The sequence below is a fragment of the Burkholderia ubonensis genome, from assembly GCF_001718695.1.
GTDB classification, from domain to species: domain Bacteria; phylum Pseudomonadota; class Gammaproteobacteria; order Burkholderiales; family Burkholderiaceae; genus Burkholderia; species Burkholderia ubonensis_B.
Genome location: NZ_CP013420.1, coordinates 2,382,532 through 2,406,617 on the forward strand (window position 1 = coordinate 2,382,532; position 24,086 = coordinate 2,406,617).

At 67.1% G+C, this 24,086-nt stretch carries 22 protein-coding genes; 6 read left to right on the forward strand and 16 right to left on the reverse strand.

Features of this window, described 5'->3' with window-relative positions:
- Positions 1–38: 38 nt before the first annotated feature.
- From rsmG to WJ35_RS10970, 12 genes are all read right to left on the reverse strand, one after another.
- Positions 39–725, reverse strand: a complete 687-nt coding sequence (gene rsmG, locus WJ35_RS10915; RefSeq protein ID WP_045566910.1) for a 16S rRNA (guanine(527)-N(7))-methyltransferase RsmG — start codon at positions 723–725, stop codon at positions 39–41.
- Positions 722–2,698, reverse strand: a complete 1,977-nt coding sequence (gene mnmG / locus WJ35_RS10920; RefSeq protein WP_069239144.1) for a tRNA uridine-5-carboxymethylaminomethyl(34) synthesis enzyme MnmG — start codon at positions 2,696–2,698, stop codon at positions 722–724. The genes rsmG and mnmG overlap by 4 nt, the downstream gene beginning before the upstream one ends.
- A gap of 307 nt (positions 2,699–3,005) precedes the next feature.
- The gene (locus WJ35_RS10925; protein ID WP_060231140.1) at positions 3,006–3,761 is read right to left on the reverse strand and encodes an ABC transporter ATP-binding protein; all 756 of its coding nucleotides are present in this window, start codon (positions 3,759–3,761) and stop codon (positions 3,006–3,008) included.
- Positions 3,758–5,542: an ABC transporter permease subunit gene (locus tag WJ35_RS10930; protein ID WP_060231137.1), complete on the reverse strand. Its 1,785-nt coding sequence runs from the start codon at positions 5,540–5,542 to the stop codon at positions 3,758–3,760. Before WJ35_RS10930 ends, WJ35_RS10925 begins: the two co-directional genes overlap by 4 nt.
- Before the next feature lie 4 nt (positions 5,543–5,546).
- Complete coding sequence (locus tag WJ35_RS10935) at positions 5,547–6,602, reverse strand: branched-chain amino acid ABC transporter permease (RefSeq protein WP_045566912.1); 1,056 nt, start codon at positions 6,600–6,602, stop codon at positions 5,547–5,549.
- Between the two features lie 102 nt (positions 6,603–6,704).
- Positions 6,705–7,862, reverse strand: coding sequence for an ABC transporter substrate-binding protein (locus WJ35_RS10940; protein WP_060231133.1), 1,158 nt, complete (start codon positions 7,860–7,862; stop codon positions 6,705–6,707).
- Between the two features lie 787 nt (positions 7,863–8,649).
- A complete protein-coding gene (locus WJ35_RS10945) occupies positions 8,650–9,624 on the reverse strand; it encodes a branched-chain amino acid ABC transporter permease (protein WP_029226652.1) in 975 nt (324 codons plus the stop codon).
- A complete protein-coding gene (locus tag WJ35_RS10950) occupies positions 9,624–10,508 on the reverse strand; it encodes a branched-chain amino acid ABC transporter permease (RefSeq protein WP_010093122.1) in 885 nt (294 codons plus the stop codon). The genes WJ35_RS10945 and WJ35_RS10950 overlap by 1 nt, the downstream gene beginning before the upstream one ends.
- A 94-nt stretch (positions 10,509–10,602) precedes the next feature.
- A complete protein-coding gene (locus tag WJ35_RS10955; RefSeq protein WP_060231130.1) occupies positions 10,603–11,802 on the reverse strand; it encodes an ABC transporter substrate-binding protein in 1,200 nt (399 codons plus the stop codon).
- Positions 11,803–11,874: 72 nt separating this feature from the next.
- Positions 11,875–12,630, reverse strand: coding sequence for an ABC transporter ATP-binding protein (locus WJ35_RS10960; RefSeq protein ID WP_010093125.1), 756 nt, complete (start codon positions 12,628–12,630; stop codon positions 11,875–11,877).
- Positions 12,627–13,406 carry an ABC transporter ATP-binding protein gene (locus WJ35_RS10965; protein ID WP_010093126.1) on the reverse strand — a complete coding sequence of 260 codons (780 nt, stop codon included), beginning with the start codon at positions 13,404–13,406 and terminating at the stop codon, positions 12,627–12,629. The genes WJ35_RS10960 and WJ35_RS10965 overlap by 4 nt, the downstream gene beginning before the upstream one ends.
- Before the next feature lie 452 nt (positions 13,407–13,858).
- Positions 13,859–15,544: a GMC family oxidoreductase gene (locus WJ35_RS10970; protein ID WP_069239145.1), complete on the reverse strand. Its 1,686-nt coding sequence runs from the start codon at positions 15,542–15,544 to the stop codon at positions 13,859–13,861.
- A gap of 176 nt (positions 15,545–15,720) precedes the next feature.
- On the opposite strand from WJ35_RS10970, the gene WJ35_RS10975 reads away from it, so the two are divergent.
- Positions 15,721–16,620: a LysR family transcriptional regulator gene (locus tag WJ35_RS10975; RefSeq protein ID WP_069239146.1), complete on the forward strand. Its 900-nt coding sequence runs from the start codon at positions 15,721–15,723 to the stop codon at positions 16,618–16,620.
- Positions 16,621–16,709: 89 nt separating this feature from the next.
- A complete protein-coding gene (locus WJ35_RS10980) occupies positions 16,710–17,243 on the forward strand; it encodes a class IV adenylate cyclase (protein ID WP_069239147.1) in 534 nt (177 codons plus the stop codon).
- Positions 17,244–17,322: 79 nt separating this feature from the next.
- Here WJ35_RS10980 and WJ35_RS10985 read toward each other — a convergent pair whose 3' ends face one another.
- Positions 17,323–17,808 carry an Lrp/AsnC family transcriptional regulator gene (locus WJ35_RS10985; protein WP_010093131.1) on the reverse strand — a complete coding sequence of 162 codons (486 nt, stop codon included), beginning with the start codon at positions 17,806–17,808 and terminating at the stop codon, positions 17,323–17,325.
- Between the two features lie 106 nt (positions 17,809–17,914).
- Between WJ35_RS10985 and phhA the strand changes: the two genes are divergently transcribed.
- Together phhA and WJ35_RS10995 are read left to right on the forward strand one after the other, a co-directional pair.
- Positions 17,915–18,841 carry a phenylalanine 4-monooxygenase gene (phhA, locus tag WJ35_RS10990; protein WP_196222074.1) on the forward strand — a complete coding sequence of 309 codons (927 nt, stop codon included), beginning with the start codon at positions 17,915–17,917 and terminating at the stop codon, positions 18,839–18,841.
- Between the two features lie 120 nt (positions 18,842–18,961).
- Positions 18,962–19,270, forward strand: coding sequence for a 4a-hydroxytetrahydrobiopterin dehydratase (locus WJ35_RS10995; RefSeq protein ID WP_010093133.1), 309 nt, complete (start codon positions 18,962–18,964; stop codon positions 19,268–19,270).
- Positions 19,271–19,358: 88 nt separating this feature from the next.
- Here WJ35_RS10995 and WJ35_RS11000 read toward each other — a convergent pair whose 3' ends face one another.
- On the reverse strand, positions 19,359–19,589 hold the full coding sequence (locus tag WJ35_RS11000; protein WP_010093135.1) for a DUF3717 domain-containing protein: 231 nt from the start codon (positions 19,587–19,589) through the stop codon (positions 19,359–19,361).
- A gap of 123 nt (positions 19,590–19,712) precedes the next feature.
- On the opposite strand from WJ35_RS11000, the gene WJ35_RS11005 reads away from it, so the two are divergent.
- Together WJ35_RS11005 and WJ35_RS11010 are read left to right on the forward strand one after the other, a co-directional pair.
- On the forward strand, positions 19,713–20,405 hold the full coding sequence (locus WJ35_RS11005) for a response regulator transcription factor (RefSeq protein WP_006401494.1): 693 nt from the start codon (positions 19,713–19,715) through the stop codon (positions 20,403–20,405).
- A gap of 169 nt (positions 20,406–20,574) precedes the next feature.
- Positions 20,575–22,059: a sensor histidine kinase gene (locus WJ35_RS11010; RefSeq protein ID WP_069239148.1), complete on the forward strand. Its 1,485-nt coding sequence runs from the start codon at positions 20,575–20,577 to the stop codon at positions 22,057–22,059.
- A gap of 139 nt (positions 22,060–22,198) precedes the next feature.
- On the opposite strand, the gene WJ35_RS11015 is transcribed toward WJ35_RS11010, so the two are convergent.
- Together WJ35_RS11015 and WJ35_RS11020 are read right to left on the reverse strand one after the other, a co-directional pair.
- Positions 22,199–22,729, reverse strand: a complete 531-nt coding sequence (locus tag WJ35_RS11015) for an SET domain-containing protein (RefSeq protein WP_069239149.1) — start codon at positions 22,727–22,729, stop codon at positions 22,199–22,201.
- A 156-nt stretch (positions 22,730–22,885) separates the two neighbouring features.
- Complete coding sequence (locus WJ35_RS11020; RefSeq protein ID WP_010093147.1) at positions 22,886–23,998, reverse strand: NADH:flavin oxidoreductase/NADH oxidase; 1,113 nt, start codon at positions 23,996–23,998, stop codon at positions 22,886–22,888.
- Positions 23,999–24,086: the final 88 nt, after the last annotated feature.

The window sequence follows — 24,086 nt, forward strand, 5'->3', positions numbered from 1 at the left end:
TTCTAACTTCAAACAATCGGCGCGCCGACAGCGCGCCGTCAATTCGCCTCGTCGACGGCGACTTCGATCAGATGCCGTTCGGCATCGAGCATCGGCACCGCCAGCCGAATGGTCTGCTTCACGTGGCTGCCGTCGGGCAGCCGTGCAATCTCGTCATCCGGATGCACGCCCTTCATCGCCCAGATCGATCCGCCACGCGCGACCAGATGTCGAGCAAGTTTAACGAAGTCGGATAGGTCCGCGAAAGCGCGCGATACGATTACGTCGAATTTTTCCGGCACTTCGACGCCCGGCTGCAGCGTTTCCACGCGCCCGGTCACGACCGACAGGTTCGCGAGTTTCAGCTCGGCCCGAGTTTGCGTCTGGAATGCAGACTTCTTCTGGACGATATCGTTCAGCGTGATCTGCCAGTCCGGCAGCACGATCGCCAGCACGATGCCCGGCAGCCCGCCGCCCGACCCGACGTCGAGCACGCGCGCCGACGCGCGGCCACGCAGATGAGGAACGATCGAAAGCGAATCGAGGATGTGCTGAATCAGCATCTGCTGCGGATCGCGAATCGCGGTCAGGTTGTAGACCGCGTTCCACTTCCCGAGCAGTGCGACATAGTCGAGCAGCTGATTCCGCTGCGCATCCGTCAGCGCGACGTCGAGTGCATGCGCACCCTCGACGAGCATTCTCTCCAGGCCATCCCGATTGAGCGCCGGCGCGCGACGCGCCGTCATTGCTGCGTCGGGACGCTGCCGTCCCCCTGCTCCACTGCCTCGGCGGCATTGGCATTGCCGTTGCGGCGACCCAGGCCGCGGCGCTTCAGGTGCACCATCAGCAGCGAGATCGCCGCCGGCGTGACGCCCGAAATGCGCGACGCCTGGCCGATCGTTTCCGGCCGGAACTGATTCAGCTTCTGACTCACTTCGAACGACAGGCCACGCACTTCGCGGTAGTCGATGCCTTCCGGCAAGCGGGTGTTTTCGTTCGCGTCGTTGCGCTCGATCTCGTTCGCCTGACGCTCGATATAGCCCTGATATTTGATGCCGATCTCGACCTGCTCCTTGATCTGCTCGAGCAGCACCGGATCGTCGGCCAGCGGTTCCGCCGGACCGCATTCGCCACCCTTCAGGCTGCACACGCCGTCGTAACTGATGCCCGGGCGGCGCAGCAGTTCGGCGAGGCTGTATTCGTGGTCGATTGCCTTGCCGAGCAACGCCGTGGCTTCGTCGGCCGGCAGCGTCTTCGGCGTGACCCACGTCGACTTCAGGCGCTCGGTTTCACGTGAAACAGCGTCGCGCTTCCGGCAGAACGCATCCCAGCGAACGTCGTCCACCAGGCCCAGTTCGCGGCCGATCTCGGTCAGGCGCATGTCCGCATTGTCTTCACGCAGGCTCAGGCGGTATTCGGCCCGGCTCGTGAACATCCGGTACGGCTCGGCGACGCCGCGCGTCACCAGATCATCGACCAGCACGCCCAGATACGCCTGGTCGCGACGCGGGCACCATGCGTCCTTCTCCTGCACGTACAGGCCCGCGTTGACGCCGGCCAGCAGCCCTTGAGCCGCCGCTTCCTCGTAGCCCGTCGTCCCGTTGATCTGGCCCGCAAAGAACAACCCGTTGATCGCCTTGGTTTCAAGCGATGCCTTCAGTGCGCGCGGATCGAAGTAGTCATACTCGATCGCGTAGCCCGGGCGCAGGATGTGGGCCTGTTCGAGGCCGCGCATCGAGTGCACGAGCTCGAGCTGGACGTCGAACGGCAGGCTCGTCGAAATCCCGTTCGGATAGAACTCGTTGGTGGTCAGCCCTTCCGGCTCCAGGAAGATCTGATGCGATTCCTTGGACGCGAAACGGTGGATCTTGTCCTCGATCGACGGGCAGTAGCGCGGCCCGACGCCTTCGATCACGCCTGTATACATCGGCGAGCGATCGAGACCGCCGCGGATGATGTCGTGCGTGCGCTCGTTCGTGTGCGTGACCCAGCACGGCAGCTGCTGCGGATGCTGCTCCGCTCGCCCCAGGAACGAGAACACCGGAATCGGGTCCAGATCACCGGGCTGCTCTTCCAGCTTCGAAAAGTCGATCGTGCGGCCGTCGATGCGTGGCGGCGTACCGGTCTTCAGCCGCCCTTGGGGCAGCTTCAGTTCCTTCAGGCGCGACGACAGCGTCACGGCCGCCGGATCGCCGGCGCGGCCGCCCGTGTAGTTGTTCAGGCCGACGTGGATCTTGCCGTCGAGGAAGGTCCCGGCGGTCAGCACCACCGCGCGGGCGCGGAAACGGATGCCGATCTGCGTCACGGCCCCCACCACACGGTCCCCTTCGACCATCAGGTCGTCGACCGCCTGCTGGAACAGCCACAGATTGGGCTGATTCTCGAGGCGGTGACGAATCGCGGCCTTGTACAGGATGCGGTCGGCCTGGGCGCGCGTCGCACGCACGGCCGGCCCTTTCGACGAATTGAGGATCCGGAACTGGATGCCGCTCTCGTCCGTCGCGGCAGCCATGGCGCCGCCCAGCGCGTCGACTTCCTTGACCAGATGCCCCTTGCCGATGCCGCCGATCGACGGATTGCAGCTCATCTGCCCAAGCGTTTCGATGTTGTGCGTCAGCAGCAGCGTCTTCACGCCCATACGGGCGGACGCGAGCGCGGCTTCCGTGCCGGCATGACCGCCACCGACGACGATGACGTCAAATTCTGTGGGAAAAAGCATGGTGGATTCCGCACGCAGGACTGCGCACGAACCTATCTGAGAAATGTATGGGCCGAATTATAGCGGGTTCGCTTTTCACCCGAAGGCCGTCCGAATGGTAGGGTCCGTTCATTTCGTCGCTTTTCCGCTGGTCGATCGGCGAATCTGTGCCGTCCGGCCGTGTTCCGCATGCCGCAGGCACAGAATTTCGGGCCGTTTGCTTGGCACTTATCCCAACGCTGTGGCCGTCGAGTCTTGCGTCCCGACTCAAACAAAAGCGGCCTGTTTCACGTGAAACACGCCGCCCGCTTTCCGCCGAACCCACCGTTCAAGCCGTCTTCTTTGCCAACCCGAGGTACGTTTCGATCACACGCGGATTCTGTGCAAGTTCAGCCGCCGGCCCTTCCAACGCGAACTCGCCGGTCTCGAGCACATAGCCGTAGTCGGAAATCTGCAGCGCCGCCCGCGCGTTCTGCTCGATCAGCAGCGTCGCGACACCGGTGCCGCGCAGCGCGCTGATGATATGAAAGATCTCCTTCACGATCAGCGGGGCGAGTCCGAGGCTCGGCTCGTCGAGCATCAGCAGATCGGGCTTGCCCATCAGCGCCCGCCCCACTGCGAGCATCTGCCGCTCGCCGCCGGACAGCGTGCCGGCCGCCTGATTACGCCGCTCCTTCAGGCGAGGAAACAGCGCGAACACATGATCGAGCTGGTCGAGGAAGCTCGTTTCGCCTGCCTGCTTGCGCCGGTATGCGCCGAGCACGAGGTTGTCTTCGACCGACATCGTGCCGAACAGCTCGCGCTTTTCCGGCACGAGGCACATGCCGCGCGCCACCCGCTGCTCGACCGGCAGCGCGCCGACGTCGGTGCCGCGATAAACGACTGCGCCCGACGCTTGGCCGGTGACCGGCAACGCGCCCATGATCGCGTTCAGCAGCGTCGATTTGCCGGCCCCATTGGGCCCGATCACGCTGACGATCTGCCCCGCGCCGACCTTGATCGCCGCGCCGTGCAGCGCCTCCACCTTGCCGTACCGGACCGAGAGCCCGTGCACGTCGAGAATCGGCATCGTGTCCGCCATCATTCCACCCCGCCCAGGTACGCTTCGAGCACCGCCGGATCCTGCTGCACCTCCTGCGGCAGCCCTTCCGCGATCCGCGTGCCGAACTCCATCACCACCAGCCGATCGGTGAGATTCATCACGAAGTCCATGTCGTGCTCGACGAGCAGCACGCTCATCCCTTCCGATTTCAGCCGCCGCAACAGATCCGCCAGTTGCTGCTTCTCCTTGTAGCGCAGCCCGGCGGCCGGCTCGTCGAGCAGCAGCAGCGTCGGGTCGCAGCACAGCGCGCGGGCAATTTCGAGTATCCGCTGCTGGCCGAGCGCAAGGCTCCCCGCTTCGTCGTACATATGGGTTTCTAGCCCGACCCGGCGGATCTGGCGCGCCGCTTCGGCCAGCAACCGCGCCTCCTCGCGGGCATTGAGCCGCGCGACGCTGCGCCAGACGCCGGTCGTACCGCGCAGATGCGCGCCGAGCGCGACGTTCTCGAGCACGGTCATCCCCGGCAGCAGCTTCACGTGCTGGAACGTGCGGCCGATGCCGCGGCGGACGATCTCGCGCGACGTCAGGCCGTCGATCCGCTCGCCGCGGAACGTGATCGCGCCGCCGGTCGGCCGCAGCACGCCCGTCACGAGATTGAACGTCGTCGACTTGCCGGCGCCGTTCGGGCCGATCAGGCCGATGATCTGCCCCGCGTTGACCTCGAAGCTGACGTCGTTGACGGCCACCAGCCCGCCGAACTGCTTGCGCGCGTTGTCGACGACCAGCAGCGCTTCGCCCGTCGCCGGCCTGGTGCGCTGCGGCAAAGAATCGGCGTCGTGCGGCACGCGCGCGCGCGTTCCACGTGGAAACAGCCTCGCGACGAACGGCCACACGCCTTGCCGCGCGTACTGCAGCAGCAGCACCATCAGCACGCCGAACACGATGATCTCGAAGTTGCCTTCCGAACCGAGCAGCTTCGGCAGCAGCGTCTGCAGGTAGTCCTGCAGCACGGTGAGGATCGCCGCGCCGAGCACCGCGCCCCACACATGTGCGACGCCGCCGACCACCGCCATGAACAGGAATTCGATCCCGTGGTTCAAGCCGAACGGCGTCGGGTTCACCGCGCGCTGCAGGTGCGCGTACAGGAAGCCGGAAACCGCCGCGAGCACCGCCGCGTAGACGAAGATCACGACCCGCATCCATGCGGTGTTCACGCCCATCGCCTCGGCCATCACGCCGCCGCCGCGCAGCGCGCGGATCGCGCGGCCCGGCCGGCTGTTCAGCAGGTTCTGCACCGACACGATCGCCGCGAGCACGACCGCCCAGATCAGGAAATACAGGCTGCGTCCGCTGTCCAGCACGACGCCGAACAGGTGCAGCGCCGGAATGCCGTTGATCCCGTCGTACTTGCCGAGCAGCTCGAGGTTGCCGAACAGGTAGAACAGCGCGAGGCCCCAGGCGATCGTGCCGAGCGGCAGGAAATGCCCGGACAGCCGCATCGTCACCGCACCCAGCACGAGCGCGACGAGCGCCGTCAGCACGACGCCGGCGATCAGCCCGAGCCATGGCGACACGCCGTAGCGCGTCGTCAGGTACGCGGTCGCGTACGCGCCGATGCCGACGAAGGCCGCCTGCCCGAAGCTCGTCATCCCGCCGACGCCCGTCAGCAGCACGAGCCCGATCGCGACGATCGCGTACAGGCCGATGTAGTTCAGCAGCGTGATCCAGTATTCGGGCACCCGCAGCACGCCGGGCAGCACCGGCAGCGCGAACAGCACCACGAGAAACAGCCAGAACGTCTTGTTGCGCACGATCTTCTTCATCGCGTCACTCCTCGTCCTCTTCCGCGTGCGGCGTCGCGAAGCTGCGCCACAGCAGCACCGGAATGATCAGCGTGAACACGATCACCTCCTTGTACGCACTCGCCCAGAACGACGAATACGATTCGAGCACGCCGACGAGCAGCGAGCCGGCCGCCGCGAGCGGATAGCTGACGAGCCCGCCGATGATCGCGCCGACGAAGCCCTTCAGGCCGATCAGGAAGCCGGAGTCGTAGTAGATCGTCGTCAACGGCCCGACGAGGATGCCCGACAGCACGCCGAGCCCCGCCGCGAGCGTGAAGGCGAGCCGCCCCGCTTCCGTCGTGCCGATGCCGACGAGCCGCGCGCCGAGCCGGTTCACCGACGTCGCGCGCAGCGCCTTGCCGGCGATCGTGCGGCCGAAGTACACGTAGAGCGCCGCGATCAGCACCAGCGCCGTGACCACCACCAGCACGCTCTGCAGCGAGATCGTCAGGCTGCCGACCGACAGCGACGCATCGGAGAACGCGCTGGTCCGCGAGCCCTCCGCGCCGAACATCACGAGCCCGAGGCCCACCATCGCGAAATGGAGCGCGACCGACACGATCAGCAGCAGCAGCGTCGTCGCCTCGGCCACCGGCTGGTAGACGAGCCGGTAGACGAACGGCCCCATCGGCACCACGATCGCGAGCGTCAGCGCGATCTGCGCGAGCATCGGCAGCGGCTGCGCGGCATAGCTGCGCGTGAGCGCGAACACCGCGAGCGGCAGCAGCACGTAGCGGCTGCCGAGCGTCGTCAGCGTGCGGCCGAGCTGATGACGACGCGCGCGATGCCGGATCAGGCCGCCGACTTCGAGCACGAAGCACGCGATGCCCATCACGAACAGCAGCCAGCAGGTGGCGGGAAACTTCTGCGCCTGCAACGCGGCAAGCGTCAGCGCGCCGTAGGCGACGAACTCGCCCTGGGGAATGAAGATCACCCGCGTGACGGAAAACACCAGCACGAGCGCCAGCGACAGCAATGCATAGATGGCGCCGGTCGTGATGCCGTCTTGCGCGAGGATCGCCGCAATCGAGAAATCCATACGTTTCGTGTGTCGAGAAGGCTGCGGGGAAACGGCGAGCGCCGGCCGACGGCGCGCGCGGCGTCCCGCCGCCCGCACGCGCCGTCGTCATTCACGTGGAACTCAGTCGGACTGCAGCTTCCACTTGCCGTCGACGATCTGCACCATCACGCGCGCCCGCGTATCGAAGCCGTTGTGATCGGCCGGCGTCATGTTGATCACGCCGTGCGACACCGGCAGGTCCTTCACGTTCTCGAGCGCCGCGCGCAGCGCTTCGCGGAACGCCTCGGTGCCCGGCTGGCCCTTCTTCAGCGCATCGGGAATCGCGCGCTGCAGCAGTTGCCCCGCATCCCACGCATGACCGCCGAACGTCGACACCGATCCCGCGCCGTACGCCTTCTCGTAAGCCGCCTTGTATGCCTGCGACGGCTTCTTCACCGGGTTCGCATCGGGCAACTGGTCGGTGACGAGCACCGGGCCTGCCGGCAGGATCTCGCCTTCGCAGTCCTTGCCGCACACGCGCAGGAAGTCGTTGTTCGCGACGCCGTGGGTCTGGTACACCTTGCCCTTGTAGCCGCGCTCCTTCAGCGTCTTCGCGGGCAATGCCGCCGGCGTGCCGGAGCCGGCGATCAGCACCGCGTCGGGATTCGCGCTGGCCAGCTTCAGCACCTGCCCCATCACCGATGCGTCGGTGCGGTTGTAGCGCTCGTTCGACACGATCTTGAGGCCGTTCGCGGCGGCCGCCGCGCTGAACGTGCTGTACCAGCTGTCGCCGTACGCGTCCGCGAAGCCGATGAAGCCGACCGTCTTCACGCCGTGCTTCGCCATGTAGCCCGCGATCGCGTCGGCCATCAGGCGATCGTTCTGCGGCACCTTGAACATCCACGCGCGCTTCGCGTCCATCGGCGCGATGATCTGCGCGCTCGCGGCGAGCGAGATCGCCGGGGTCTTGCCCTGCGACACCGGATCGAGCATCGCGAGCGAGTTCGGCGTGACCGACGAGCCGATGATCGCGTCGACGTGGTCCTCGTCGATCAGCTTGCGCACGTTCTGCACCGCGCGGCTCGTGTCGGACGCGTCGTCGAGCACGATGTACTGCACGCTCTTGCCCGCGATTTCCTTCGGCAGCAGCGCGATCGTGTTCTTTTCCGGGATGCCGAGCGATGCGGCCGGCCCGGTGGCCGACAGCGTGACGCCGATCTTCACCTGCGCCGACGCCGTCGCCGCCGCACACACGAGGCCCGCGGCGAGCACGGTCTCCATCCATCGATTCATTTTCACACGTGTCTCCAAACGCTGCTCGAAAAATCCTCGGGGCGCTCGGGCGGCGCCCGGTCTCGACTCAAACAAGTTAATAATTTAACTATCCCGCATGGCCGCGCCTACGCTCGTTTTCCCGTGACGCCGCCGGGCAGGCTCGTCGCAGGGAATAACCGGGATAACCAGGTGGAAATCGATCGCGGATCAGACTCTGTCCGCTGTGATGCCGGCGCAATGCACGGCGTGTGCACCGGCCGCTCATGCGCGCTGCGCTTCTCATCAACCCGCACTCCGCTTTCTGGATTCTGCTTGTAGGAGAACTGCCGACTGTATTCCCGACCGATTGGTCGGCGAAAGGCGAGTGTAACGGACGCGTCCTGCGTGCGCTAACCGGGTAAGCCCGAAGCGCATGCAGCAATCCATTGTGGGGAAACGGTGAGAAAGACAGCCGCGCCGAACGCATGAAATGACAGCATGGGCAGCATGCGAAGCCGGCTGCTGCGCGATCGGCGGAAAGAAAGTTGTACGCGCAAATGAAAAAGCGCTGTTGGATTCCGTCCAACAGCGCTTTGGGTCCGGGCACTTTGTGCCTCGATTGTCTCCTCGTTCTCCACCTGCAAAATTCGTTTCGCGGTGCATCAGAACTGAGACGAAGATTAAAGGACCTTTCACACTGCGGCAACTTAGCATTTACCCCTATGGTGCATCGCCGCACGAAAATGGGGCACCAATCTGCCGCGCAGCGCCTGCCGGAGCGCGCCTCGGCGCAGTCCGGAACCGGTGCCCGATGGTGCTTCGCATCAACGCGTCACGATGCCTTCAGCGGTTTATACCGCGCGATCATTTCGCCGACGATGCCGCGCCGGAACGCGAGCACGCACGCAATGAAGATCAGCCCGGTCACGATCGTCGCCGATTCGCCGAGCGAGTGGAACCAGCCGATGCCGGTCAGCGACGCGAGCCATTCGCCGATGTCGCCGAGCCGGTCCTCGAGCGAGACGATCAGCGCGGCGCCGAGCAGCGGGCCGAACAGCGTGCCCATCCCGCCGACGAGCGTCATCAGCACGACGAGGCCCGACATCGTCCAGTACGCGTCGGAAAGCGTCTCGAAGCCGAGCACGAGCACCTTCAGCGAGCCGGCCAGCCCCGCGAGCCCGGCCGACAGGACGAACGCGAGCAGCTTGAAGCGGTCGGTGTCGTAGCCGAGCGAGACCGCGCGCGCTTCGTTCTCCTTGATGGCGACGAGCACCTGGCCGAACGGCGAATGCACGATCCGCACGATGAACGCGCAGGCCGCAACGATGATCGCGAGCACGACGTAATAGAGCACGAGGTCCGACGACAGGTCGAGCACGCCGAACAGCCGGCCGCGCGGCACGCCCTGCAGGCCGTCCTCGCCGTGCGTGAACGGCGCCTGCAGGTAGATGAAGTAGATCATCTGCGCGAACGCGAGCGTGATCATCGCGAAGTAGATCCCCTGCCGGCGGATCGCGAACAGGCCGACCACGAGGCCGAGCAGCGTCGCGGCCGCAGTGCCCGCGAGCACGCCGAGCTCGGACGAGAAGCCGAGCGTCTGCAGCGCATAGCCCGTCAGGTAGCCCGACGTCGCGAGGAACATCGCGTGGCCGAACGACAGCAGCCCCGTATAGCCGATCAGCAGGTTGAACGCGGCCGCGAACAGCGCGAAAGCGAGCACCTTCATCACGAACACCGGATACGCGCCGGCGAACGGCGCGACGAGCAGTGCGGCGAGCAGCACACCGTAGAGCACTTTTCTCTGCATCATCTTTCCTTGCCGAAGAGGCCCGCCGGACGGATCAGCAGCACGATCGCCATGATCACGAACACGACGGTGGCCGACGCTTCCGGATAGAACACCCGCGTGAAGCCCTCGATCACGCCGAGCATCAGGCCGGTGAGGATCGAGCCGAGGATCGAGCCCATCCCGCCGATCACGACCACCGCGAACACGGTGATGATCATCGGCTGGCCCATCAGCGGCGACACCTGGATCACCGGCGCGGCCAGCACGCCCGCGAACGCGGCGAGCGCGACGCCGAAGCCGTAGGTGAGCGTGATCATCATCGGCACGTTCACGCCGAACGCCTCGACGAGCTTCGGATTCTCGGTGCCCGCGCGCAGGTACGCGCCCAGGCGCGTCTTCTCGATCACGAACCAGGTCGCGAGACACACCGCGAGCGACGCGACGACGACCCACGCGCGATAGTTCGGCAGGAACATGAAGCCGAGATTGGTCGCGCCGGCGAGCTGCGACGGCACGTCGTAAGGCTGCCCGGACGCGCCGTAGATCGAGCGGAACACGCCCTCGACGACGAGCGTCAGGCCGAACGTCAGCAGCAGCCCGTACAGGTGGTCGAGCTTGTACAGCCAGCGCAGCATCGAGCGCTCGACGACGACGCCGAACACGCCGACGAGCACCGGCGCGATCACGAGCATCGCCCAGTAGGGCAGCCCGAAATACGACAGCCCCATCCATGCGAGCATCGCGCCCAGCATGAACAGCGCGCCGTGCGCGAAGTTGATCACATTGAGCAGCCCGAATATCACCGCGAGCCCGAGGCTCAGGATCGCGTAGAACGAGCCGTTGACGAGCCCGAGCAACAGCTGGCTCAGCATCGCCGGCAACGGAATGCCAAAGATTTCCATCGCTTCCGCCGTCAGAGTGAGGTTCGTTGCGCGCGCAACCTGTTCGCCGCGCGCGCAGGCGGCGGGGCGCCCTGCCCCGCCCGCCGCCGCGCGCTTACTTCCACATCGCGCAGCGCGTCTCCTGCTTGGTCGTGAACGCCTGTTCGCCCGGAATCGTCGCGAGCACCTTGTAGTAATCCCACGGCTCCTTCGATTCGGACGGCTTCTTCACCTCCATCAGATACATGTCGTGGATCATGCTGCCGTCCGCGCGGATGTAGCCCTTCGCGTAGAAGTCGTTGACCTTCGCCTTCTTCAGCTCGGCCATCACCTTGTCGGAGTCGGTCGTGCCGGCCGCCTGCACCGCCTTCAGGTAGGTCGTCACCGACGAATAGTCGGCCGCCTGCAGGCTCGACGGCATCTTCTTCATCTTGCCGAAGTAGCGCTGAGCCCACTGGCGCGATGCCGCGTCGCGGTTCCAGTACCAGCTGTCGGTCAGCACGAGGCCCTGGGTCGTCTCGAGGCCGAGGCTGTGCACGTCGTTGATGAACATCAGCAGCGCGGCGAGCTTCATCGTCTTCGTGATGCCGAACTCCTTCGCCGCCTTGATCGCGTTGATCGTGTCACCGCCCGCGTTCGCGAGGCCGAGGATCTGCGCCTTCGACGCCTGCGCCTGCAGCAGGAACGACGAGAAGTCCGACGCGGACAGCGGATGCCGCACGTAGCCGAGCACCTGGCCGCCGTGCGCCTTCACGACGTCCGACGTGTTCTTCTCGAGCGCCTTGCCGAACGCGTAGTCGGCGGTCAGGAAGAACCACGACTTGCCGCCCTGCTTCACCACCGCCGAGCCGGTGCCCTTCGCGAGCGCCATCGTGTCGTACGCGTAGTGCACCGTGTACGGCGTGCACTGCTCGTTCGTCAGCGTGTCCGCCCCCGCGCCGATGTTGATGTAGACCTTCTTCTTCTCCGCCGCGACCGTGTTCATCGACAGCGCCGTTCCCGAGTTCGTGCCGCCGACGAGCAGGTCGAGCCCGCCGCGGTCCATCCACTCGCGCGCCTTCGACGCCGCGATGTCCGCCTTGTTCTGGTGATCCGCGTACACGACCTCGATCGGCTTGCCGAGCACCTTGCCGCCGAAGTCCGCGACCGCCATCCGGATCGCCTCGAGGCCGCCCTGCCCGTCGATGTCCGCATAAAGCCCCGACATGTCGGTGATGAAACCGATCTTCACGGTATCCGCGGCCTGCGCGGCGCCGGCGGTGAACGCGGCGGCCGCGAGCGCGAGACAGGCGCGTGCGAGGGTCTTCATTTTCATTGACGTCTCCTGTTCTTCTTTGATGCGTTGTGGATATTCGACGGCCGCCACGGCTAGCGGCGCGGGATGGCGTCAAACGCCGAGCAGGTCGTGCAGCACCGGCATCTTGCTTGCGAGTTCGCGCGCGCCGAAATGCTCGACGATCCGGCCGTGCTCCATCACGTAGAACCGGTCGGCGAGCGGCGCGGCAAAGCGGAAATTCTGTTCGACCATCACGATCGTGTAGCCGCGCGCCTTCAGCGCGACGATCATCTTCGCGAGCGTCTGCACGATCACGGGCGCGAGACCCTCGGAAATCTCGTCGAGCAGCAGCAGGTTCGCGCCGGTGCGCAGGATCCGCGCGACCGCGAGCATCTGCTGCTCGCCGCCGGACAGCCGCGTGCCCTGGCTCTGCCGGCGCGATGCGAGGTTCGGGAACATCGCGTAGATGTCGTCGAGCGACATCGCGTGCTCGCGCGGCCCGATCGGCGGCGGCAGCATCAGGTTCTCCTCGCACGACAGGCTCGAGAAGATGCCGCGCTCCTCCGGGCAATAGCCGACGCCGTAATGCGCGATCCGGTGCGTCGCCAGGCCGATCGTCTCGTGGCCGGCGACCTTGATCGAGCCGCTGCGGCGGCCCGTCAGGCCCATGATCGCGCGCAGCGTCGTCGTGCGGCCCGCGCCGTTGCGGCCGAGCAGCGTCACGACCTCGCCGCGGTGCACGGAGAGATCGACGCCGTGCAATATGTGGGATTCCCCGTACCAGGCTTCGAGGCCCGAGATCTCCAGCGCAGGCGTGCCGCTTTCGACGCCGCTCAATTCGCGTTCCTCCCGTTCGCTGCGCTTCATGCGTGCGCCCCCGCGAGCGCTGCATCGGCGCTGCCCATGTATGCCTCGATGACGAGCGGATTCTTCGACACCTCCGCATACGAGCCCTCGGCGAGCACCTCGCCGCGCTGCAGGACGGTGATCGTGTCGGAGATGCCCGCGATCACGTTCATGTTGTGCTCGACCATCAGGATCGTGCGCCCGCTCGCGACCTTCTTGATCAGCGCGGTCACGCGGTCGACGTCTTCGTGGCCCATCCCTTGCGTGGGCTCGTCGAGCAGCATCAGCTCCGGCTCCATCGCGAGCGTCGTCGCGATCTCGAGCGCGCGCTTGCGGCCATAGGCGAGCTCGACGGTCGGCACGTGCGCGAAATCGGTGAGGCCGACCTGCGTGAGCAGGTCCATCGCGCGGTCGTCGAGCGCCTTCAGCGAGCGCTCGCTGCGCCAGAAATGGAATTCGGTGCCGAGCGAGCGCTGCAGGCCGAGGCGCACGTTGTGCAGCGCGCTCAGGTGCGGGAACACCGCGGAGATCTGGAACGAACGGATGATGCCGCGCCGCGCGACCTGCGCGGGCCGCTCGTCGGTGATGTCGATGCCGTTGAAGACGATCTGGCCGGCCGTCGGCGTCAGGAATTTGGTCAGGAGGTTGAAGCAGGTGGTTTTTCCCGCGCCGTTCGGTCCGATCAATGCGTGGATCGACCCGCGGCGCACGCGCAGATTGACGCCGTTCACGGCGGTGAAGCCCTTGAATTCCTTCGTCAGTCCGCGTGTTTCGAGAATCGTGTCGCCGAGAATCATGTTCCCTTCCGTACGAAATCGGGCGAAGCACCGGGGAGCGTCGCACTGGCGATCGCGATCGGCGCCGCGGATCGGCGGGCCGCCCCCGGGCGCCGTATTACACGTCGAGGGTGGTCTCCCGCGCCGACGCGTATTCACACTGCGCAACATTGTCGCGCCGTTGGTGCAGTGCATTCATCGGGATTTGCACTTATAGGGCTGGCCGCCATATCGCACGCGGTGGAGCGCGAAGGTTCGACACGTGCGCGCTGCGCACGGCGCGTGCCTGTGAAAACAGCGCGCGTCAGGTCATCGCGACCACGCGCCGATCGTGACCCATGCGCGGGTTCAACGTGATCGTTCGCACGCGCGCGCTTCCAACCGCCGCATATGCGAACCCGTTTCGCCGCATAGCCCGAAGGTCGCCGCAGACACGCGGCCGCCGCGCGTGTGGCGCCGATATCACGCCGATATCACGCCGGCGTCATCGCCGCTTCCGTGCGCACCTGCGTCGCGTCGCGCGCCGTGCGGCGATCCTCGCGGATCATGTCGCTCGCGCGCTCCGCGATCATCAGCGTCGGCGAGTTGGTGTTGCCCGACGTGATGGACGGCATCACCGACGCGTCGACCACCCGCAGCCCGGCGACGCCGCGCACCCGCAGCCGGCTGTCGACCACGGCGCCGTCGTCGTCCGCGCGTCCCATCCGGCAGGTGCCGACCGGATGGAAGATCGTCGTGCCGACCGCGCCGGCCGCTTCGATCAGTTCCGCTTCGGTTCGGTAGCGCGGGCCCGGCAGGATTTCTTCGGGGCGGTATCGCGCGAGCGCCGGCGCGGACGCGATCCGGCGCGTCAGCCGCAGCGCGTTCGCGGCGACGTGGCGATCGTAATCGGTCGACAGGTAGTTCGGCGCGATCGCGGGCGCCGCGCCCGGATCGGCGCTCGCAATGTGGATGCTGCCGCGCGACGTCGGCCGCAGGTGGCACACCGATGCGGTAAACGCATTGAAGCTGTGCAGCGGCTCGCCGAAGCGCTCGAGCGACAGCGGCTGCACGTGATATTCGAGATCGGGCCGCGTGAGCGTCGGGTCGTCCGGATCGGATTTCGCGAACGCGCCGAGCTGCGACGGCGCCATCGACATCGGACCGCGCTGCAGCAGCGCATATTCGGCGCCGATCGCGAGCTTGCCCCACCAGTGCGCGGCCAGCGTGTTGAGCGTGCGCACGCCCTCGACGCGAAACGCCATCCGCAGCTGCAGGTGATCCTGCAGGTTTTCGCCGACGCCGCGCAGGTCCTGCACGACGTCGATGCCGAGCGCCTGCAGCCGCCGGCCGTCGCCGATGCCGGACAGTTCGAGCAGCTGCGGCGAATTGACGGCGCCCGACGTCAGCAGCACTTCGGCGCGCGCACGTGCGACGAAATTCGAATCGCCGCGGCAATATTCGACGCCGGTCGCGCGCCGCCCGTCGAAGATCACGCGCTGCGCGTGCGCGCCGGTGATCACGGTCAGGTTCGGCCGTGACATCGCCGGGCGCAGGAACGCCTTCGACGCGCTCCAGCGCACGCCGCGCTTCTGGTTCACCTCGAAATAGCCGACGCCGGTGTTGTCGCCGCCGTTGAAATCGTCGGTCGCGGGAATGCCGGTTTCCTGCGCCGCGTGCGCGAACGATTCGAGGATTTCCCAGCGCAGCCGCTGTTTCTCGACGCGCCAGCAGCCGCCCGCGCCGTGCACGTCGCTCGCGCCCGCATGATGATCCTCGCTACGCTTGAAGATCGGCAGCACGCTGTCCCACGACCAGCCCGCGTCGCCCGTGTCGCGCGCCCAGCCGTCGTAGTCCTCGCGCTGGCCGCGCATGTAGATCATCCCGTTGATCGACGACGAGCCGCCGAGCACGCGGCCGCGCGGATACGACAGCGCGCGGCCGTTCAGCCCCGCTTCCGGCTGCGTCTTGTAGAGCCAGTCGGTGCGCGGATTGCCGATGCAATACAGATAGCCGACCGGGATATGGATCCACGGATAGTCGTCCTTGCCGCCGGCTTCGAGCAGCAGCACGCTGACGTCCGGATCCTCGGTCAGACGGTTCGCGAGCACGCAGCCCGCGGTGCCCGCGCCGACGATCACGTAATCGAATTCACCCTCGAGCGTCCGTTCAGTGTTCACGACGTGTCTCCTGAGTTGTTGTGCGCCGCGCGGGGCGTGCCGCGCGCCTTTTTCAGCATAGTGCGCCGCGGAGCGACGCGATCGTTGCAGCGTACTCCGGCCGCGCGCTGCCGATCCAATGAGTTATGCTCAATTGCGTCATAAGCCGCGCTTATATCAGGATCGATCACGACACGATGGACCTCACCCTCCTCCGCGCCTTCGCCGCGGTGGCCCGCGAAGGCAACCTGACGCGCGCCGCCGAGCAGTTGCACCTCACGCAGCCGGCCGTCAGCCTGCAGGTCAAGCATCTGCAGGAGACGCTCGGCGTCGTGCTGTTCACGCGCACGTCGCGCGGGCTCGCACTCACGCGCGACGGCCAGACGCTGCTGCCGCACGCGGAACGCGCGCTCGCGGCTGCCGCCGACGTGCAGCGCGCGGCCGCCGCGCTGCGGCACGAAGTGCGCGGCCGGCTGCGGATCGGCACGATCCTCGATCCGGAATTCCTGCGCCTGGGCGGCTTCCTGCGCGCGCTCGTCGAGACCCATCCGCAGATCGAGACCGCGCTGCGCCACGGGATGTCGGGCTGGGTGCTCGAGCAGGTGCGCGCGCAGGCGCTCGACGTCGGCTATTACATCGGCCAGCCCGGCGAGGACGATCCGCGCGACGGCGCGCTGTTCCATACCGTCACGCTCACGCATTTCCAGTACCGGGTGCTCGCGCCGGCCGGCTGGAAGGAGCGCGTGCAGCGCGCGCAGGACTGGCGCGCGCTCGCCGCGCTGCCGTGGATCTGGACGCCGCCGCAGTCCGCGCATCACCGGCTGCTGTCGCGCCGGTTCGCGGATGCGCGCGCGCAGCCGGTGAAGGTCGCCGAGGTCGACCAGGAGCAGTCGATGCTGGATCTCGTCAAGTCGGGGATCGGGCTCACGCTCGCGCGCGACTCGACCGCGCTGGCCGAAGCGCATGCGCACGCGCTGACGATCGTCGAGCGCGTGACGGTGCCGACCGAGCTGACGTTCGTGACGCTCGCCGCGCGGCGCGACGAGCCGGCGATCGCGGCGGCGCTGCGGCTGATCGACGCGCAGTGGGCGAGATGAGGCCACCGCGCGTCACGCCGCCGTCGCCCGCTTTTTGCTAGATTGTGCGTTCGCATTCGCGAGACCCTTGTCGATCGAAGGAGACCCGCATGGCCCGCAACATCGAGATCAAAGCCCGCGCCCGTGAATTCGACCAGCTGCGCGAACGCGCGGCGGCGCTCGCCACCGAAGCGCCGCTGTTCTACCGCCAGCAGGATTTCTTCTACGACGTGCCGCGCGGCCGGCTGAAGCTGCGCCGCTTCGAGGACGGCACGCCCGCCGAGCTGATCTTCTACCAGCGCGACGACCGCGACGGCCCGAAGGCGTCGTACTACACCCGCAGCCCGGTGACGAATCCGGACGCGATGCATGCGCTGCTCGCGACCGCGCTGACGACGCGCGGCATCGTCACGAAGGAGCGGCACGTGTACCTGGCGGGCCGCACCCGCATTCACCTCGACCGCGTCGACGGCCTCGGCGACTTCATCGAGCTGGAAGTCGTGCTCGCGCCGGACGACGACGAGGCGGGCGGCGAAGCCGAAGCGCACGACGTGTTCGCGAAGCTCGGCGTGTCGAACGACGATCTCGTCGCGGTCGCATATGTGGACCTGCTGAACGCCGACGCCCAATCGGAAGCCGCATAAGCGGCGACAATAATGGCGGCATGACCGCCGCCGGCGCGTCATGTGGCGGCGGCACCGCCATCACCGCCCTGCCGCTCGATCACGCGGCGCCCGGCTCCAGGTGCGCGAGCGGCAGCGGCCCGTTGCGCTTGAACGTCGTCAGCACGATGTTCGAGCGCACGCTGTCGACGCCCGGCACCCGCATCAGCTTCTTCATCACGAACTGCGACAGCGCGTTCAGGTCCGGCGCGACGATCCGCAGCAGATAGTCCGCGTCGCCGACCACCGCGTGGCATTCGAGCACCTCGGGCAGCACGTCGATCTGCTGCTGGAACTGCTCGATGATCGAATCGCCGTGATGCTTGAGCTTCAGGCTCGTGAACGCGGTGACGCCGAGCCCGAGCTTCTCCGGGCGCAGCATCACGCGGTAGCCTTCGATCACGCCCGCGGCTTCGAGCCGCTGCAGGCGCCGGCCGATCTGCGACGGCGACAGCGGCACCTCCTCGCCGAGCTGCTGATGCGTGGCCCGCCCGAAGCGCTGCAGCACGTCCAGCAGCGCCAGATCGAAGTGGTCGAGTTCCAACATGAATGCCCTCCGCACAAAACGATGAAATGATGCGGGATTATCGCATCAGATGGAGAATCGACGCCATCTTTGCGCCCATCATGCGCGCGCCCCGCTCTACACTCGCATGGTCATTCACCCAAGCATGCAGAGCGTCACCATGTCCACCGTCGTCACCGCGAAACTGCAGGAGCAGTTCGACGCGGGCCTCGAAACCCGCGCCGATTTCACCATCGACCAGCCGCTCGAACGCTACGGCCAGGTCGACCACGCGGTGTGGAGCCAGCTCTATGCGCGCCAGACCGTGCTGCTGCAGGGACGCGCGTGCGACGCGTTCGTGTCCGGGCTCGCGAAAATCGACCTGCCGGCCGACCGCGTGCCGTCGTTCGCCGCGGTCAACCGCCAGCTGAAGCCGGCGACCGGCTGGGAGATCGTCGCGGTGCCGGGGCTCGTGCCCGACCGCGTGTTCTTCGAGCATCTGGCGAACCGCCGCTTTCCGGTGACCTGGTGGATGCGCCGCCCCGACCAGCTCGACTACCTGCAGGAACCGGACTGCTTCCACGACCTGTTCGGCCACGTGCCGCTCTTGATCGACCCGGTGTTCGCAGACTACATGCAGGCGTACGGCCGCGTCGCGCTCGCGGTCGCCGACGATCCGGACGCGCTCGCGCGGCTCGCGCGCCTCTACTGGTACACCGTCGAGTTCGGGCTGATCCGCGACCCGCGCGGCACGAACGGGCTGTCGATCTACGGCGCGGGGATCGTGTCGAGCAAGGGCGAAAGCCTGTACAGCCTCGAAAGCGCGGCGCCGAACCGGCTCGGCTTCGACCTCGAGCGCGTGATGCGCACGCAATACCGGATCGACACGTTCCAGCAGACCTACTTCGTGATCGACGACTTCGCGCAGCTGTTCGCGCTCGCGCACGTCGACGGCCGCGCGCTCGCCGACCGGCTCGCCGGCCTGCCCGAACACCCGGCCGGCGCGGTGCTCGACACCGACCGCGTGCTGCATCGCGGCACCGGCGCGGGCTGGCCGGACGACGCGCACGCATGACGCGAACCGGCATGCGCGCGCCCTACACCCGACACGCAACTATGGAAGAATGATCGGTGCCGGCAGTGCTCCGCGCGACGGACGTCACGCGCAGCCCGCCGTTACCGAACGAGGTGCACGATGATCCACAAACTCACATCAGAAGAACGCAAGACCCAGCTCGAGCGCCTGCCGCACTGGACGGCCGTGCCGGGCCGGGACGCGATCCAGCGCAGCCTGCGCTTCGCCGATTTCAACGAGGCCTTCGGCTTCATGACGCGCGTCGCGATCAAGGCGCAGGAAATGAACCATCATCCGGAATGGTTCAACGTCTACAACCGCGTCGACGTCACGCTGTCGACCCACGACGCGGACGGCCTGACCGAACGCGACATCGCGCTCGCCCACTTCATCGACCAGGCCGGCGCGCACGCGACGCCCGCCGCCTGACGTCTCCCCGCCGCGCGCCATTCGGGCGCGCGGCGCGTCAACTTTTCATTTCGATGAACGTTTTCTACGATGTAGTGAGCGAAAGCCTTCAGCTTTCCAAGCCTTCCTTAAGGCGTACGTAAGCGTCCCATGCTTTCCGCGCCTTGGGGTCCAAACCTTCCAGTTGTATGGCGCTTTGCCGCTGTACAATCAGCAGCGCATACGGCTTGGAGAGCGCGCTAGCCTCTTCGCAGAGTTTGAGTTCGTCGCCGCTCGACGGCGAGCGGGCGCGCCAGAAATTGATCGCGGCTTCGAGGTCGTGGATCGAAATATCGGACATGGTTATTGGATTGATTCGTTCGCTGGCCGCCTGCTTGAAGTCTGGCTCGCGGCGCCCCTGTGGAAACGGCGTCGTGCTGTCCGCGTGCCTGAACCGCCAACCCATTGTACTTGAGCGAACTTCATGCGACTCCTTCTGATCGAAGACGACCGCCCCATCGCACGCGGTATCCAGAGCAGCCTCGAACAGGCTGGCTTCACCGTCGACATGGTGCACGACGGCATCTTTGCCGAGCAGGCGCTCGCGCAGAACCGCCACGAGCTCGTGATCCTCGATCTCGGCTTGCCCGGCATCGACGGGATGACGCTTCTGACCCGTTTCCGCCAGACCAACCGTCATACGCCCGTGATCGTGCTGACCGCGCGCGACGAGCTGAACGACCGGATCCAGGGCCTGAACTCGGGCGCCGACGACTACATGCTGAAACCGTTCGAGCCGGCCGAGCTGGAAGCGCGAATCCGCGCGGTGATGCGCCGCAGCGGCCCGCACAGCGACATGCCGCGTCCGGAGGTGTCGCTCGGCGGCGTCCGCCTGTCGGGCGTCGATCGCCGCATCTTCAACGACGACAAGCCGCTCGAGCTGTCGCCGCGCGAATTCGCGGTGCTCGAAATGCTGCTGCTGCGCCACGGCCGCGTCGTCAGCAAGGCCCAGCTGCAGGATCACCTGACGCACTTCGGCGGCGATCTCGGCGACACCGCGATCGAAGTCTACGTGCACCGCGTGCGCAAGAAGCTCGAGCAGTGCCGGGTCGAGATCGTCACGGTGCGCGGCTTCGGCTACCTGCTGCAGGAAATCCGCCAGACGGCGAGCGTTTGAGCGAGGCGACGGCAAGCGCCGGCCGGTTTCCGTTGACGGGCGTCCGACACCGGACGTTCACGCCGGCCGCCCGGCACCCGCTTGCACCGCCCGCCCCCTGCCCGTCCCGCCGACCGGCCTACGCCCGCGCCGCTCCCCGTGAGCGGCGTTCATCCATTTCATTCTCGAAATGTCTTCTGATCCGGCTGTGACCAGCCTGCGCCGCTCATTGCTGCGGCGCCTCGCCGCGCCGCTGTCGATGCTCGCGCTGATGAGCGGCCTGATTGCGTACTGGCTCGCGTGGCAATACACGCAGCACGTGATCGACCGCTCGCTCGCGGATCTCGCGACCGCGATCTCGAAACAGATCCAGATCGCCGGCCCCGACGCGCCGTTCACGGTGCCGCCGCTCGCGCAGGCGATGTTCTCCGATCCGGCCGAAGCGCTGATCTACCGGATCAGCGACGGCGAGCAGGAACTCGCCGGCGATCCGAAGCTGCCGCTGCAGGGCACCAACGTGCGGCGCATGCATTACGCGTACGTGTTCGAGGCCGAATACGACAACCGCGCGGTGCGGGTCGCGCAGGTGCGCGTCGAGGAAGTCGACGGCGGCAAGCCGATGGTCGTGGAGGTCGCGCAGCCGGTGCGGCACCGCTACCGGATCGCCGCCGAATTCCTCGTCGCGATCATGATGCCGCTGCTGCTGCTGCTGCTCGCCGGCTGGGGCATCGTGTGGCGGGTCGTCAACCAGCAGCTCGGCCCGCTCACGCATCTCGCCGATTCGCTGAACCGGCAGACGCATACGTCGCTGGAGCCGGTCGACGAAACCGACGTGCCGCTCGAGATCCGGCCCTTGACGAGCGCGATGAACGCGCTGCTCGGGCGCCTGAAGACCGCGCTCGACGCGCAGCGCAAGTTCATCGCCGACGCCGCGCACCAGCTGCGCACGCCGCTCACCGCGGTGAAGCTGCATGCGGAACAGGCGGCCATCGCGCGCGATCCGCAGCAGACCTTCACCGCGGTGCGCGAGCTGCGCGCGGCCGCCGATCGCGCGGTGCGGCTGTCGAACCAGCTGCTGTCGCTCGCGCGCGCGGAACCGGGCGAACAGGCCGCGCGCTTCGTCGACGTCGACCTTGCCGCGATGGCGTTCGAGACCGGCGCCGAATGGGTGCCGCGCGCGCTCGCCGCGCACGTCGACCTCGGCTTCCAGCGCAGCGACGAGCCGCGCGACGACGACCAGACGCTGCTCGTGCGCGGCAACCCGGTGCTGCTGCGCGAGGTGATCGCGAACCTGCTCGACAACGCGCTGAAGTACGTGCCGCTCGCGCGGCCGCACGGCGCGCGGATCACGGTGAACGTCGGGCGCGCGACGCTCGATGCCGGCGTGCCGGCGGCCGAGATCGTCGTCGAGGACAACGGCCCCGGCGTGCCCGCGAGCCAGCAGGCGGACCTGTTCAAGCGGTTCTTCCGCGGGGATGCGCAAAGCGGCAACGGCGTCGAGACGGGTGCAGGCCTCGGCCTCGCGATCGTGCACGACATCATCGCGATGCATGGCGGCAGCGTGTCGTATGCGGACGCGCCGGAAGGCGGCTCGCGGTTCGTGGTGAAGGTGCCGCTCGCCGAGCGAACCAGCAAGCCGGCGAGCGAAACGCCGGCGGCCGTGCCGACGCACTGAGCGGCGCGTAACGCGCGGGTAGCGGATCTCGAGCGAACCCGGCGAAGCCGTCAAAGCCATCGAGCCGGCTCAGCCCCGCAGCGACGCAGCAACAAGGCCCGCCGGCGAAGCAGCCGCGCGAGCTCGCGCGGCGCGTCGCTTACTTCTTCTTTTTCTTGTCCTTCGCGCCGGACTCGGCCTTGCCGTCCTTCTTGTCCTTCTTCTTTTTCTTCTTGCCGTCGTCGTCCGGCGTCGCGAGCAGCGTGCCGCGGCACGACTGGGCGCCGCAATGGCATGCGTATTCGCGCTTGAGCTTCTTCGTCAGCTTCGCGTCGATCACGAGGCCGTAGTCGTAGAACAGCTCCTCTTCCGGCTCGATGTCGCGCAGCGCATGGATGTAGACGCGGCCGTCGAGCTCCTCGGCTTCGCAGTTCGGCGCGCAGGAATGATTGATCCAGCGCGCGCTGTTGCCGTCGACCTTGCCGTCGATCACCCCGCCCTCTTCGAGCGCGAAGTAGAACGTATGATTCGGCTCGTTCGGATCGTGCGGATGGCGGCGCAGCGCTTCCTTCCACGAAATTCGCTCGCCCTTGTATTCCACAACGCGCTCGCCGGCCTTGATCGGCGCCACGGCGAACACGCCCCTGCCGTGTACTCCCGAGCGGCGCACCGCGATCCTGCGTGAACTCATCGAACGAATCCTTGTGAAATCGACTTGAAAAGGAAAGGGCCGCCGCGGGCCCGCCAAATGAAAACGCGGCGCCGATCGGCGCCGCGTCAGGGCATGCGGCGAATCACCCGCATCCTACACGGTCGGGATTGCAACATTCAACCGCGAACGCGGCATTCAACGCTGACCGAACGCAATGTCGCCGAACAGCGCCTTGTGCTCGCGCGGCTGCGAACGCCAGTACTGCGGCGGCGCCGTCACCTGCGCGCCGAGCTCGGCGGCCGCGTGCCACGGCCAGCGCGGGTCGTACAGCATCGCGCGCGCCATCGCGACGAAGTCGGCGTCGCCCGCGTCGATCAGCCGGTTCGCGTGCGCGGGCTCGTTGATCAGGCCGACCGCGATCGTCGGCATGCCGACCGCGCGCTTCACCGCCTGCGCGAACGGCACCTGGTAGCCCGGCGACAGCGGAATCTTCTGCAGCGGCGACACGCCGCCCGACGACACGTCGATCCAGTCGCAGCCGCGGCGCTTCAGCTCGTGCGCGAACGCGATCGTGTCTTCGAGCTCCCAGCCGCCCTCGACCCAGTCGGTCGCGGACACGCGCACGCCGACCGGCCGGTCCTCCGGAAACGCCGCGCGCACGATCTCGAGGATCTCGAGCGGAAAGCGCATCCGGTTCTCGCGCGAGCCGCCGTATTCGTCGGTGCGCCGGTTCGCGAGCGGCGACAGGAACTGGTGCAGCAGATAGCCGTGCGCCGCGTGCACCTCGATCGCGTCGATGCCGAGCCGCGCCGCGCGCTTCGCGGCCGCCGCGAACGCGTCGCGGATCCGGTTCAGGCCCGCGGTGTCGAGCGCAAGCGGCGGCGTCTCGCCATCCTTGTGCGGCACGGCGGACGGCGCATGCGGCAGCCAGCCGCCGTCGGCGACCGGAATCAGCTGGCCGCCTTCCCACGGCGCCTGGCTCGACGCCTTGCGGCCCGCATGCGCCAGCTGCATCGCGACGCGGATCGGCGCATGCTTGCGGATCGCCGCCAGCACGGGCTTCAGCGCGGCTTCGGTCGCGTCGTCCCAGAGGCCGAGGTCGCGGTGCGTGATGCGCCCGTCCGGCTCGACCGCGGTCGCCTCGATGCAGAGCAGGCCCGCACCCGACAGCGCGAGGTGGCCGAGATGAATCATGTGCCAGTCGGTCGCCTCGCCGCGCTCGGCGGAGTACTGGCACATCGGCGAAACGACGATCCGGTTCGGAAGGGTCACGCCGCGCAGCGTGAACGGTGAAAACAGCGCAGTCATGAGTGGCGCTCGCTCGGAAAGGGAAACAGCGGATGAGCGTAGCACGCGTGTACGTTGCGTGCAGGACGCGGGTTCGGCGGTAAGCGAT

What these genes read in the sequence shown, in the direction of transcription:
- rsmG (WP_045566910.1), bottom strand. Translation starts at nt 725, where the DNA reads ATGACGGCGCGTCGCGCGCCGGCGCTCAATCGGGATGGCCTGGAGAGA.
- WJ35_RS10960 (WP_010093125.1), bottom strand. Translation starts at nt 12,630, where the DNA reads ATGAAGCGCAGCGAACGGGAGGAACGCGAATTGAGCGGCGTCGAAAGC.
- WJ35_RS10950 (WP_010093122.1), bottom strand. Translation starts at nt 10,508, where the DNA reads ATGGAAATCTTTGGCATTCCGTTGCCGGCGATGCTGAGCCAGCTGTTG.
- mnmG (WP_069239144.1), bottom strand. Translation starts at nt 2,698, where the DNA reads ATGCTTTTTCCCACAGAATTTGACGTCATCGTCGTCGGTGGCGGTCAT.
- WJ35_RS10935 (WP_045566912.1), bottom strand. Translation starts at nt 6,602, where the DNA reads ATGGATTTCTCGATTGCGGCGATCCTCGCGCAAGACGGCATCACGACC.
- WJ35_RS10925 (WP_060231140.1), bottom strand. Translation starts at nt 3,761, where the DNA reads ATGATGGCGGACACGATGCCGATTCTCGACGTGCACGGGCTCTCGGTC.
- WJ35_RS10980 (WP_069239147.1), top strand. Translation starts at nt 16,710, where the DNA reads ATGGCCCGCAACATCGAGATCAAAGCCCGCGCCCGTGAATTCGACCAG.
- WJ35_RS10965 (WP_010093126.1), bottom strand. Translation starts at nt 13,406, where the DNA reads ATGATTCTCGGCGACACGATTCTCGAAACACGCGGACTGACGAAGGAA.
- WJ35_RS11020 (WP_010093147.1), bottom strand. Translation starts at nt 23,998, where the DNA reads ATGACTGCGCTGTTTTCACCGTTCACGCTGCGCGGCGTGACCCTTCCG.
- WJ35_RS10930 (WP_060231137.1), bottom strand. Translation starts at nt 5,542, where the DNA reads ATGAAGAAGATCGTGCGCAACAAGACGTTCTGGCTGTTTCTCGTGGTG.
- WJ35_RS10955 (WP_060231130.1), bottom strand. Translation starts at nt 11,802, where the DNA reads ATGAAAATGAAGACCCTCGCACGCGCCTGTCTCGCGCTCGCGGCCGCC.
- WJ35_RS11015 (WP_069239149.1), bottom strand. Translation starts at nt 22,729, where the DNA reads ATGAGTTCACGCAGGATCGCGGTGCGCCGCTCGGGAGTACACGGCAGG.
- WJ35_RS11005 (WP_006401494.1), top strand. Translation starts at nt 19,713, where the DNA reads ATGCGACTCCTTCTGATCGAAGACGACCGCCCCATCGCACGCGGTATC.
- WJ35_RS10985 (WP_010093131.1), bottom strand. Translation starts at nt 17,808, where the DNA reads ATGTTGGAACTCGACCACTTCGATCTGGCGCTGCTGGACGTGCTGCAG.
- WJ35_RS10995 (WP_010093133.1), top strand. Translation starts at nt 18,962, where the DNA reads ATGATCCACAAACTCACATCAGAAGAACGCAAGACCCAGCTCGAGCGC.
- WJ35_RS11000 (WP_010093135.1), bottom strand. Translation starts at nt 19,589, where the DNA reads ATGTCCGATATTTCGATCCACGACCTCGAAGCCGCGATCAATTTCTGG.
- WJ35_RS10975 (WP_069239146.1), top strand. Translation starts at nt 15,721, where the DNA reads ATGGACCTCACCCTCCTCCGCGCCTTCGCCGCGGTGGCCCGCGAAGGC.
- WJ35_RS10945 (WP_029226652.1), bottom strand. Translation starts at nt 9,624, where the DNA reads ATGCAGAGAAAAGTGCTCTACGGTGTGCTGCTCGCCGCACTGCTCGTC.
- WJ35_RS11010 (WP_069239148.1), top strand. Translation starts at nt 20,575, where the DNA reads ATGTCTTCTGATCCGGCTGTGACCAGCCTGCGCCGCTCATTGCTGCGG.
- phhA (WP_196222074.1), top strand. Translation starts at nt 17,915, where the DNA reads ATGGTCATTCACCCAAGCATGCAGAGCGTCACCATGTCCACCGTCGTC.